This window comes from Bacillus sp. FSL P4-0334 (assembly GCF_038004825.1).
Classification (GTDB): domain Bacteria; phylum Bacillota; class Bacilli; order Bacillales; family Bacillaceae; genus Bacillus; species Bacillus velezensis.
In genome coordinates this window covers 2,084,196-2,095,799 of the sequence record NZ_JBBORX010000001.1, presented here as the reverse complement: position 1 = coordinate 2,095,799, position 11,604 = coordinate 2,084,196, and the positions used below count along the sequence as shown (strand labels likewise).

Annotated in this window: 12 protein-coding genes; 6 read left to right on the top strand and 6 right to left on the bottom strand. The window is 47.2% G+C overall.

Annotated elements, in window-relative coordinates; all coding sequences use genetic code 11:
- Window positions 1-34: 34 nt before the first annotated feature.
- Window positions 35-1,183 carry a S8 family peptidase gene (locus NSQ37_RS10750; RefSeq protein ID WP_341123716.1) on the top strand — a complete coding sequence of 383 codons (1,149 nt, stop codon included), beginning with the start codon at window positions 35-37 and terminating at the stop codon, window positions 1,181-1,183.
- Window positions 1,184-1,228: 45 nt separating this feature from the next.
- Here NSQ37_RS10750 and NSQ37_RS10745 read toward each other — a convergent pair whose 3' ends face one another.
- Window positions 1,229-2,479, bottom strand: a complete 1,251-nt coding sequence (locus tag NSQ37_RS10745; RefSeq protein WP_012117226.1) for a M48 family metallopeptidase — start codon at window positions 2,477-2,479, stop codon at window positions 1,229-1,231.
- Window positions 2,480-2,633: 154 nt separating this feature from the next.
- Here NSQ37_RS10745 and NSQ37_RS10740 point away from each other — a divergent pair, with 154 nt between their 5' ends.
- The gene (locus NSQ37_RS10740; RefSeq protein ID WP_012117225.1) at window positions 2,634-3,029 is read left to right on the top strand and encodes a hypothetical protein; all 396 of its coding nucleotides are present in this window, start codon (window positions 2,634-2,636) and stop codon (window positions 3,027-3,029) included.
- A gap of 47 nt (window positions 3,030-3,076) precedes the next feature.
- On the opposite strand, the gene NSQ37_RS10735 is transcribed toward NSQ37_RS10740, so the two are convergent.
- The 4 genes from NSQ37_RS10735 to NSQ37_RS10720 all read right to left on the bottom strand — a co-directional run bounded on the left by NSQ37_RS10735 (window position 3,077) and on the right by NSQ37_RS10720 (window position 7,218).
- The gene (locus NSQ37_RS10735; RefSeq protein WP_253613111.1) at window positions 3,077-4,618 is read right to left on the bottom strand and encodes a fatty acid--CoA ligase family protein; all 1,542 of its coding nucleotides are present in this window, start codon (window positions 4,616-4,618) and stop codon (window positions 3,077-3,079) included.
- 132 nt (window positions 4,619-4,750) lie between these two features.
- Complete coding sequence (locus NSQ37_RS10730; protein WP_007409203.1) at window positions 4,751-5,395, bottom strand: SDR family oxidoreductase; 645 nt, start codon at window positions 5,393-5,395, stop codon at window positions 4,751-4,753.
- A gap of 80 nt (window positions 5,396-5,475) precedes the next feature.
- Window positions 5,476-6,471, bottom strand: coding sequence for a lipoate--protein ligase LplJ (lplJ, locus tag NSQ37_RS10725; RefSeq protein ID WP_167340588.1), 996 nt, complete (start codon window positions 6,469-6,471; stop codon window positions 5,476-5,478).
- Between the two features lie 12 nt (window positions 6,472-6,483).
- On the bottom strand, window positions 6,484-7,218 hold the full coding sequence (locus NSQ37_RS10720) for an MBL fold metallo-hydrolase (protein WP_032866173.1): 735 nt from the start codon (window positions 7,216-7,218) through the stop codon (window positions 6,484-6,486).
- 151 nt (window positions 7,219-7,369) lie between these two features.
- On the opposite strand from NSQ37_RS10720, the gene yhfH reads away from it, so the two are divergent.
- Together yhfH and NSQ37_RS10710 are read left to right on the top strand one after the other, a co-directional pair.
- Window positions 7,370-7,510: a protein YhfH gene (gene yhfH, locus NSQ37_RS10715; RefSeq protein ID WP_012117221.1), complete on the top strand. Its 141-nt coding sequence runs from the start codon at window positions 7,370-7,372 to the stop codon at window positions 7,508-7,510.
- Window positions 7,511-7,744: 234 nt separating this feature from the next.
- Window positions 7,745-9,034 (top strand): cation:dicarboxylate symporter family transporter, encoded by a 1,290-nt coding sequence (locus NSQ37_RS10710; RefSeq protein WP_003155211.1) that lies wholly within the window; start codon window positions 7,745-7,747, stop codon window positions 9,032-9,034.
- A gap of 40 nt (window positions 9,035-9,074) precedes the next feature.
- Here the strand turns inward: NSQ37_RS10710 and NSQ37_RS10705 are convergent, their stop codons facing one another.
- Window positions 9,075-10,106 (bottom strand): M42 family metallopeptidase, encoded by a 1,032-nt coding sequence (locus NSQ37_RS10705; protein ID WP_007409206.1) that lies wholly within the window; start codon window positions 10,104-10,106, stop codon window positions 9,075-9,077.
- Window positions 10,107-10,237: 131 nt separating this feature from the next.
- On the opposite strand from NSQ37_RS10705, the gene NSQ37_RS10700 reads away from it, so the two are divergent.
- Window positions 10,238-10,468 (top strand): hypothetical protein, encoded by a 231-nt coding sequence (locus NSQ37_RS10700; RefSeq protein ID WP_122503813.1) that lies wholly within the window; start codon window positions 10,238-10,240, stop codon window positions 10,466-10,468.
- Between the two features lie 137 nt (window positions 10,469-10,605).
- Window positions 10,606-11,583 carry a beta-ketoacyl-ACP synthase III FabHB gene (gene fabHB, locus NSQ37_RS10695; protein ID WP_003155217.1) on the top strand — a complete coding sequence of 326 codons (978 nt, stop codon included), beginning with the start codon at window positions 10,606-10,608 and terminating at the stop codon, window positions 11,581-11,583.
- Window positions 11,584-11,604: the final 21 nt, after the last annotated feature.

Here is an 11,604-nt window from a genome sequence, read left to right as displayed (position 1 = left end):
TGTTCTGCAAATGAAAAAAAGGAGAGGATAAAGAGTGAGAGGCAAAAAGGTATGGATCAGTTTGCTGTTTGCTTTAGCGTTAATCTTTACGATGGCGTTCGGCAGCACGTCTCCTGCCCAGGCGGCAGGGAAATCAAACGGGGAAAAGAAATACATTGTCGGATTTAAACAGACAATGAGCACGATGAGCGCCGCTAAGAAAAAAGATGTCATTTCTGAAAAAGGCGGGAAAGTGCAAAAGCAATTCAAATATGTAGACGCAGCTTCAGCTACATTAAATGAAAAAGCTGTAAAAGAGCTGAAAAAAGACCCAAGCGTCGCTTACGTTGAAGAAGATCACGTTGCAAAAGCGTACGCGCAGTCCGTGCCTTACGGCGTATCACAAATTAAAGCCCCTGCTCTGCACTCTCAAGGCTTCACCGGATCAAATGTGAAAGTAGCGGTTATCGACAGCGGTATCGATTCTTCTCATCCTGATTTAAAAGTAGCAGGCGGAGCCAGCATGGTTCCTTCTGAAACAAATCCTTTCCAAGACTACAACTCTCACGGAACTCACGTTGCCGGTACAGTTGCGGCTCTTAATAACTCAGTCGGTGTATTAGGCGTTGCGCCAAGCGCATCTCTTTACGCTGTAAAAGTTCTCGGCGCTGACGGTTCCGGCCAGTACAGCTGGATCATTAACGGAATTGAGTGGGCGATCGCAAACAATATGGACGTTATTAACATGAGCCTCGGCGGACCTTCTGGTTCTGCAGCGTTAAAAGCGGCAGTTGACAAAGCCGTTGCTTCCGGCGTCGTAGTCGTTGCGGCAGCCGGTAACGAAGGCACTTCCGGCGGCTCAAGCACAGTGGGCTACCCTGGTAAATACCCTTCTGTCATTGCGGTAGGCGCTGTTAACAGCAGCAACCAAAGAGCATCTTTCTCAAGCGTAGGTTCTGAGCTTGATGTCATGGCACCAGGCGTCTCTATCCAAAGCACGCTTCCTGAAAACAAATACGGCGCGTACAATGGTACGTCAATGGCATCTCCGCACGTTGCCGGAGCGGCTGCTTTGATTCTTTCTAAGCACCCGAACTGGACAAACACTCAAGTCCGCAGCAGTTTAGAAAACACCACTACAAAACTTGGTGATGCTTTCTACTACGGAAAAGGGCTGATCAACGTACAGGCGGCAGCTCAGTAAAACATAAAAAAACCGGCGTCGGCCATGGCCCCGCCGGTTTTTTTATTATTTTTCTTCCTCCGCATGTTCAATCCGCTCCATGATCGACGGGTGGCTCCCTCTGAAAATTTTGACGAGAAACGGCGGGTTGACCCGGCTCAGTCCCGTATCGGCCAAGTCCTGAAACGTCTCAATCGCCGCTTCCCGGTTTCCGGTCAGCTCAATGCCGTAGCGGTCGGCGGCGTTTTCCTGATACCGGGAGACGGCATTCGTAATCGGATCAGAAGCAAAACTGAGAACGGATATGAGCAGCAATAACAGCGGGAGGGCGGCCAGATCTTCAGGCCCCTTTATATGAAGCATTCGGCCGAAGAATTTGGACAGCCGCTTATAAAGCTTGTCAATGATATAGAACCCGGCTAATGACAGCAGGAGATACCCGGCCAGTCCGATGTACACGTGCTTCATCACATAGTGCCCCATCTCATGCCCCATAATGAACAAAATTTCCCGATCCTTCAGTTTGTTAAGCGTCGTATCCCACAAAACGATTCGCTTATTCGAACCGATTCCCGTCACATACGCATTCAGCGCATTCGTTTTCTCCGACATATTTACTTCATAAACATGGCTGGCCGGAATATCGGCCTTGTCGGCAAGCGACAAGATTTTGCTTTCCAGCTCCTTGTCTTTCAGCGGATAGAAATCATTGTATAAAGGATCAATCACGACCGGCTGCAGGAAAAACAAAAACAGGGTAAACGGCACAGTAAGACACCAAGCGTAAAACCACCATTTTTTTGTATGCTTTGTGATCAGCCAGTAAAACACAAGCACACACACGGCAAACAGCGGAAAACTGATCCAGAAATCAATGACATGGTCTCTTATCCAGCTTGCTGTTGTCTGCGTCGAAATATGATACGCAAGCGAAACCCGATATCCGATCCATTCAAGCGGAAGCGAAGCCGCCGTAACGATGAGTGAAATCACAAATACGAAGCTTCCGATTTGCAGCACCCGAAAGCGCACCGCTGCTTCCAGCCAATGCTTTATTTTTTTGGCAAGCCCCGTAATAAGCAGCAGAAAAAATAAAAACCAATCTAACGGCGCACCGATGAAAAATAAAAAATCCTTTACATTTGAAAAGTTTTCAGCGGCTTCCAGGCGGCCCGGGTCCATAAACGAGGACGGATCGGCTTTCGTTCCCTTTACGGCCTCCGGGACGGCGGAGTCGCCTGTCATAAAGAAATACCAATAGAAAAAAAGGCCGTACAGCACATAGGCAAGTCCCGCTGCCGCTATCCATTTGCGCATGGAAGTCTCCCTCCTTAGCCTGATGACTTACTCCTATTGTAAGCATAAATGCAAATAAATAGAACCAAGCCTCCGAAACGGATGTTAATCTTTTCACAACAGAAAAGAATGGAACAACAGGAAGCGGGAAAGACTAAAAGACGGAGTGATGAATATGAAAAAAATAATCGCGTTTATTGTAGTAATCGCCCTTTTGGTTATTGCTTTCTTCTATGTATACAGCCGGACCGGCGATGTGTTTCCATCAAGCAACGCAGATCTGATTATTCTGTCTGAGCACGGAAAAAAAGAAATCAAAATTAAAGACAGACAGAATGTAAAAGATATGCTCGATATCTTGAACCAAGGAAAACAAGTCAAACTGACCAAAAGCGTATCTCCCGATTACGACGGAACGGTCAAATACCATGAAGACCGTTTCGATTCATTCAGCATGTGGCTCGAAGGCGGCAATTATATGCTGTACAAGTATAAAAACACGTATTACAAACTGACCCGGCATGATACGAAGCTTGTGCAAAGCATCATTAAGGAAGAATCGCAGAGCTGACCGGATCAGCATGTAAAAGCGAAGCCCCCGGCTTCGCTTTTCGTCCGTCATTTCGGAAGCATGTCCCGGACCGCCCGCCTCAGCAGCTTCCCGGTCGCGTTCTTCGGAATCTCATCAAGAAAAACCACTTCCGCCGGCCGTTTATATTTTGCCAAATGTGTTTCACAGTAATCAAAAACCGCCTGCTCTGTTAGCTCACCGTCCCCCGGCACTATATAAGCATGCACCGCTTCCCCCGTTTTGGCGTCAGGAACGCCGATGACCACGGCTTCTTTAATGCCCTCATGGCTGTAGAGCACTTCTTCTACTTCGCGCGGATAGACGTTGTATCCGCCGACGAGAATCATATCTTTTTTTCTGTCGACGATATAAAAATAACCGTCTTCGTCGCGCTTCGCCAAATCACCCGTGTACAGCCAGCCGTCTTTCAGCGCGTGCTCCGTCTCCTCGGGCATCTTGTAATAGCCTTTCATCACATTCGGCCCTTTCACGATCAATTCTCCCACTTGATGGTCGGGCAATTCGCGTCCGAGCGTATCGACGACTTTATTTTCGACATGTAAAATATTCGTCCCGATCGAGCCAGGCTTTCTCCCTCGGTCAAACGGATTAAAACAAGTAACCGGAGACGCTTCAGAAAGTCCGTACCCCTCCAGAATGGTGACGTCAAAGGTTTGTTCAAATGTCTGCAACAGAGCGACCGGCATGGAGGCCCCGCCTGAAATGCACAGTCTGACGGACGCAAAATCCTCCGCCTTGCCGTGCTCGTATTGATACAGATAGTTATACATCGTCGGAACGCCGGCAAAAATGGTTGCCTGACGGCTTTTAATCAGTTTAAACACAGAAGCCGGGCTGAATTGCGGCTCGATTAAGACACACGCTCCGCTCATCAGAGGCGCATTCATACAAACGGTTAAACAAAAAACGTGAAACATCGGCAATGCCGCCACAATTTTGTCTTTCTCATTCATTCCTAAGTATCCGGCGACATCATTTGCATTGGAGAAAAGATTCTGATGGGTGAGCATGGCGCCTTTCGGTTTTCCGGTCGTCCCTGAGGTGTATAAAATGACGGCAGTATCATCTTTGGACAATATCGGATAAGTTCTGCTGCGCTCCGCCGGGCGAAGCATTTTTGTAAACGTTGTCATTTTTAAGCGCAATTGAGGGTCTTCTGTCGATGGAGCGTTCTCTGCTGTCTGGCTGATAATGATATGCTCCAGCAGCGGCAGCGAGCCGTGCAGGCTTTCAAATACGGGAATTAAAAGGTCGATGCCGGCGATCGCTTTGACATCGCCGTTTTTCAGCATGTATGCGATTTCTGAAGGTGTATATGCCGGATTTACAGGTATGACGACAATTCCCGCTTTTAACGCACCGAAAAACGCAATAACAAAATCAGGCGTATTTCCGAGCAGCAGCGCGAGATGATCCCCTTTTTTCAGTCCCCTGTCCTCCAAGCCGTTTGCAAATGCTTTGATTTTACCTGCCAGCTCCTCATACGTCATGTACTGATCTTGAAACAGACAAGCTGGTTTTTCCGGTTTCTGCGATGCCGTTTCTTCCAATTTGGAAACCAGATTCATTTTCCCACCCCTTTAAAAATTGTAATGAATGAATAGTCATTCATTTATCCGGAATAAACGTTCACTTTTATTATAGAAAAATATAGAAAAACACTCAAGGGCAAAAAGCCCCGAGTGCCGTAAAACCGGAAACTATAATTGTTTCAGCGCTTCACTGACCGGCGTGCCGCCCGCTGTCAGATCGAACGCTTTTTCATACGTATTCGGTTCATCAAGGGATGCGATAACGGTCTTGGCGACATCGTCTCTTGAAATGGAGCCTCTTTCTAAATCAGCCGCGGCTTTGATATTTCCCGTGCCGGGATCATTTAATAACCCGCCCGGCCGGATAATCGTATACGTCAGACCGCTCGCTTCAAGAATTTTATCCGCATAATGCTTTGCGGCGTAATACGGCTTCAGCGCTTCATTCCAATTGCCGCGGTTATGAGCCTGAAGGGCGCTTACCATAATAAACCGCTTGATGCCGGCTATCTTTGCCGCTTCTATCGCTTTCGCGGCTCCGTCAAGATCAATCAAAAGCGTCTTATCGTATCCGGTGCTTCCTCCTGATCCGGCGGTAAACACAATCGCGTCACAGCCTTCAGCGGCTTTCGCGATGTCTTCCGGGCTTCCTTCCAAATCTGCAAGAACGGCTTCTGTTCCCGCGGCTTGAAGCGCTTCTTTCTGCTCTTGTTTCCGGACCATCGCCCGCAGCGTATGCGTGCCGTCTTTTTGAAACAGCCCGGTCAGCCGCTGTCCGATCTGTCCGTTTGCTCCGATGAGAAATACTTTCATCATGATCCCTCCCCATTCATTATGGTTCTATCATTTCACAAAAACGGGCGCTGATTCAAATCATGCGTTCGGCAAATGTTCTAATAAATCAGCTCGAGGAAATCTTCCAGCTCTATTTTGCCGAAATACTGTTTCAGATCGATTCCGGCCAGCGCCTCCTTGATAGCGGTTCTGTCATACTGTTTTCCGGTCAGCGCCTGTTCGACTTCACTCACATCTTTCGCACCGAAGAAATCACCGAAAATTTTGCAGTCCTGAATGATTCCTTTTTTCACTTCAAGACGCAGATCAATCGATCCGACCGGATAACGTTTCGAATGCTGAAGATTAAATGCGGGCGACCTGCCGAAATTCCAGTCCCAGTTTTGATAGCGCTCTTCGGAAATCTTCCGGATCGCTTTCCAGTCTTCATCGGTCAGTTTATATTCCGGCACTTCGGAAAGATCATTTGTATTAAAAATATGGTGAAGCAGGTGCTTTTTGAATTCGTCCGCCGTCATTTTGTCATCAAGAAACTCGCTGATGTTGGCGACACGGCTTCTGATTGACTTAATGCCTTTTGATTCGATTTTGTCTTTTTTCACTTTCAAGGCTGACACAACATGATCAATGGCGGAATCCAGCATTAATGTTCCGTGGCTGAAAATACGCCCTTTCGTCGAAAATTGAGCGTTGCCGGAAATTTTTCTGCCGTCCGCGACGATGTCGTTTCGGCCGCTTAATTCAGCTTCCACACCGAGCTGATGTAGCGCCTGAATAACGGGTTCGGTGAATTTTTTAAAATTGTGAAAGCTGTCGCCGTCATCCTTGGTGATAAAACTGAAATTCAGATTCCCGAGGTCATGGTAAACCGCACCGCCTCCTGACAGCCTGCGGACGACGATGATTCCGTTATCTTCTACGTATTTCGTATTGATTTCTTCTATTGTGTTTTGGTTCTTCCCAATGATAATCGACGGCTGATTGACATAAAACAGCAGGTATGTCTGTTCAGGGTCGAGATGCTTCACGCAATATTCCTCGATCGCGAGGTTGATCCTCGGGTCGGTTATGTTTTGGTTGTCGATAAATAACATGGTGCTCCTCCTTTATTTCTCCCACTTCAATCCGGAAGCGGCGATTGTCACTTCGCCCCCGAACACGGATACCGCTTCTTCTTTCAGCTTCCGGTGCTCGCCGAAATGAGGCAGATGCGTGAGAATCAGCTCCCCCGCTCCGGCCTCCTTCGCGATACGTCCGGCTTCCAAACTGTTCATATGGCCGGCTGACGTGCCGTCCTGGTCTGCGTAAAAATTGCACTCGCAGATCAGCAGATCGGCATTTTCCGCAAACGGGATAAACGCGTCCTGGTAGCTTGAATCAGCCGTATACACAACAGAAGCTGAACCGTCAGTAATCCGCATCGCATAACAAGTGACCGGATGCACTGTTTTCAGAAAGGTAATGGTGAACGGACCTAGAGAAAGCGGGCGGTCCGGCTGATAGGCCACTCCCTTTGTATGCGTTTTATATGTAAGGCGCTCAAACTGTTCTATATCAGCATCATGCCCGTAAATCGGCAGTGCATGCGTCCCTTTTCCGAGAAAGGAGCCGACCTGTTTGGCAAATTGAAGCGGCCCGATATCAGCGATATGATCATGGTGATAATGGGACAAAATGACGGCATCAAGCTCTTCTGCCGGAACATAGGCAAACAGCTTTGATAATACGGCGCTTCCGCAATCGACGAGCAGAGAATAACCGCCGGACTGAAACAGATAGCCTGAAGTTGCTTCGTTTGCGGCCGGAAACCCGCCGCAGCATCCAATAACTGTAACTTTCATATAATCCTCCGAATGTTTATGATAAAAAGATCCTTTCCTCCAATATACCTATTTTTCGTACAAATTGCATGTTTTAAACATTGTGTCAAAACAGCCGTTGATTTTCCAAAACTGTTATAATACAATGTAGAGACAAAACAATGAAAGAGGGATGGGTATGTTGGAAAAGATGTCGGATTTTTTCAGAAATTTACCCGGTAAGAAATGCGAAGAATGCGGAAATGAGATTGTTGAGCAGTATGAGTGTCACATTAATCTGTGCAATGACTGCTTGAAAATTAAGGATATGTGACAATAGGGCGCCGCACAATTCTAAGTTGTGCGGCGCCCGTTTTTTCGGCCGTCATCATACTTTCTGAATAGGGCGTTATTCACCATTATTAGCAATTATCTGTACGTTTTAAAAGATTCAGTATTTTCAAACTATATTTTTCTATAGACGGATTGTTTTCTTTTCTATTATAATTTGTTCTAATAGCTATCTTTTTAGATACTTATTGCACTTTTTTTCTTCGGGAGGTAATCTATGAAAAAATTACGCTTTGGACTAGCGACGCAAATTTTCGTCGGACTCATACTAGGGGTTGTAGTCGGTGTCATCTGGTACGGCAATCCCGCCATTCCAACATATTTACAGCCTATCGGCGATTTGTTTTTACGCTTAATCAAAATGATAGTGATTCCAATTGTCGTCTCCAGCTTAATCATCGGCGTTGCCGGCGCGGGAAGCGGAAAACAAGTCGGAAAATTAGGCTTCAAAACGATTTTGTATTTTGAGATCATTACCACTTTTGCCATTATTCTCGGGCTGGCTTTGGCGAATCTGTTTCATCCGGGAACAGGCGTTAATATACATGAAGCTCAAAAGACAGATATCAGTCAATATGTTGAAACAGAAAAAGAACAAAATAACAAATCTATCGCAGACACATTCCTGCATATCGTACCGACAAACTTCTTCCAATCATTAGCCGAAGGAGATCTGCTTGCCATCATCTGCTTTACCGTGCTGTTTGCACTCGGCATCTCGGCAATCGGTGAAAAAGGAAAGCCTGTCTTGGCCTTCTTTGAAGGTGTTTCTCATGCGATGTTCCATGTTGTAAACCTCGTCATGAAAGTTGCGCCGTTTGGTGTTTTTGCGTTGATTGGTGTTACCGTTTCCAAATTTGGGCTCAGTTCCCTGCTTTCACTCGGTAAACTGGTCGGTTTAGTATATGTAGCTTTGGCTTTCTTTCTCATTGTTGTATTCGGAATCGTCGGAAAGCTTGCCGGAGTAAACATTTTCAAATTCCTCGCCTATATGAAGGATGAAATTTTATTGGCGTTCAGTACGTCAAGCTCCGAAACCGTACTCCCCCGCGTTATGGAAAAAATGGAGAAAATCGGCTGTCCGAAAGGTATTGTTTCCTTTGTTGTGCCGATCGGATATACCTTTAACTTAGACGGATCTGTGCTGTACCAATCTATCGCCGCTTTATTCCTCGCTCAGGTATACCACATTGACTTGTCCATTTGGCAGCAGATTACCCTTGTGCTTGTCTTGATGGTCACTTCCAAAGGAATGGCTGCCGTGCCCGGGACTTCTTTCGTCGTCCTGCTTGCGACATTAGGCGCATTCAACATTCCTGCAGAAGGCCTTGCATTCATCGCCGGTGTTGACCGGATTATGGACATGGCCCGTACGGTCGTCAATCTGACCGGAAACGCGCTGGCATCCGTTGTGATGTCAAAATGGGAAGGCCAGTATGATCCCGTTAAAGGCGCGAAGGTCATGAGCCTCGCCAAAACAGAACAAAACACAACCATCTCAGGTTAAAATGAAAACCCTGCACGGAATGATTTCCGCGCAGGGTTTTTTATGCCATCGGCGATAAAACGTACCGGTGCAAAAGCTTCGCCGTATTAAGAAGCGATAATTCATGCGTGCGTTCAAAAGCGTGTGAAGCGTCAATTCCCGGGCCGATCAGCCCATGGACGATGTCATGGCCCGAACGGATGGCTGCTGAGGCATCAGAACCGTAATACGGATAAATATCAAGCTGATAATCAATGCCATAGCGCTCCGCAAGCCCGGCCAGATGTTTTCTGAGCTGATAATGGTACGGGCCGCTCGCATCCTTCACGCAAATGGAGACGGTATATTCATCCGTAGACTGGCCGTCGCCGATCGCCCCCATATCAACAGCCAAGTATTCGACGGTCTCAGGAGGAATGTTGGAATTGCCGCCGTAGCCGATTTCTTCATTATTAGAAATCAGAAAATGCGTCGTATACGGAAGTTCGATTTTCTCTTCCGTGATGCGGCGGATTAAATTCAAGAGCAGAGCCACGCTCGCTTTGTCATCAAGATGCCGGGACTTAATAAAGCCGCTCGGCGTAATCTGCACGCGCGGGTCAAATGAGATGAAATCGCCGACCCTGATGCCGAGATCGGACGTCTCTTCCTTCGTCCGGACAGGCTCATCAAGGCGGACTTCCATATTCTCCTGATTCCGCTCTGCCTTGCCGGCGTCCTTGTAGACGTGCACTGAAGTCTGATGCATTAAGATGGTGCCTGTATAGGTTTTGCCGGAAGAAGTTTGGATCTCGCAATATTCCCCTTCAATCGAGTGATAGCGGAAGCCGCCGATCAAGTCAATCTTCAGCCGGCCGTCCGCCTTTATCTCCTTTACCATCGCGCCGAGCGTATCGACATGCGCCGTCAGCAATCTGTGTTTCTTGTCATCACGGCCGGGAATTGTGACAAAAAGACCGCCTTTGCGGTTTCTGTAAGAGGAGACGCCCCATTCTTTTAAAAGACTTTCTGTATAGGCGATAACCTCGTATGTATTGCCCGTCGGACTCGGAATCGACACCAATTCTTTAATCAGTTCCATCGTATGTTTCATATTTGCCACAGGTCATTCCTCCTATCAATTTTATTCTTCTTAAAATATACTCTTTTGATCCATAACCCGTCCAATCTTTTCCTTCTCTTTTTTCATAGAATGAAGGGAGCATGAGCATAGGAGGGAAATGTATGATCAGCCGTAAACCGCACAAGCGGAAAAGATTTCATAATGATTGGTTTGAGGATTGGTTTGAGGATGATTGGTCTGGTGCAGCCTTCTGGGGCTGTAAAAAAGAAGAAGATCACTGTAAAAAGAAAAAAGAAGACCCTTGTAAAAAGAAAAAAGAAGACCCTTGTAAAAAGAAGAAAGAAAAAAAGAAGCATCATCATTCATGCCGCCGCTGCTGCCGTCATTGGTAATCGTTCACACAAGCCCGTTTTACAAATAGATTTCTCATGCTCCCCAAACAGCGGATGCTGCTTGGGTTTTTTTATTAAAATTAGTACCAAGTAATAATATCAGGTGTTATAATCTGATATAAAGGAGTGATTTTTTCATGTCAAAATCTAAAATTACAGCAATCGGTACATATGCTCCGGCACGCCGATTAACAAACGCGGATTTGGAGCGCATCGTCGATACATCTGATGAATGGATCGTCCAGCGCACCGGTATGAAGGAAAGACGCATTGCCGGCGAACATGAATTCACATCGGATTTGTGTGTGGAAGCGGTGAAAAACCTTGCAGAACGATACAGCGGAACTCTTGATGATGTCGATATGATCCTTGTCGCCACAACGACGGCGGACTATGCGTTTCCAAGCACCGCGGCACGCGTGCAGGCTTACTTCGGCTGGCCGCACACGGGGGCGCTTGATATTAACGCCACATGCGCCGGACTCACTTACGGCCTTCAGCTCGCAGACGCATTAATTACCGCCGGTTCCCATCAAAAAGTGATTGTCATTGCCGGTGAAACATTATCAAAGGTAACGGATTATACTGACCGGACGACCTGCGTTCTTTTCGGAGACGCTGCTGGCGCCCTATTGGTAGAACGCGACGAATCAGCGCCGGGCTTTTTGGCAGCCGTGCAAGGAACAGCGGGAGGCAGCGCGGACGTGCTGTATCGCACGGGACTGAGCGCAGAATTAAACGGCGAGCCGCTTAAAGGCGGAGGAAACATGGTGCAAAACGGGCGCGAAGTATATAAATGGGCGGCCAGAACCGTGCCTGAGGAATGCAATGCCCTTTTAGAAAAAGCCGGCTTTTCAAAAGACGATCTGGATTGGTTCGTTCCTCACAGCGCCAACATGCGGATGATCGAATCCATCTGCGAAAAACTGCCCTTCCCACTTGAACGGACATTGACAAGCGTTGAATATTACGGCAACACTTCATCGGTTTCTATTATTCTCGCATTGGATGAAGCTGTGAAAGCAAAAAAACTGTCGGAAGGCCAGACGCTGGTATTATTCGGGTTCGGCGGCGGATTGACGTATACCGGACTGTTGGTAAGATGGGGATTTTAATAGTACGACGATCGAAATCTA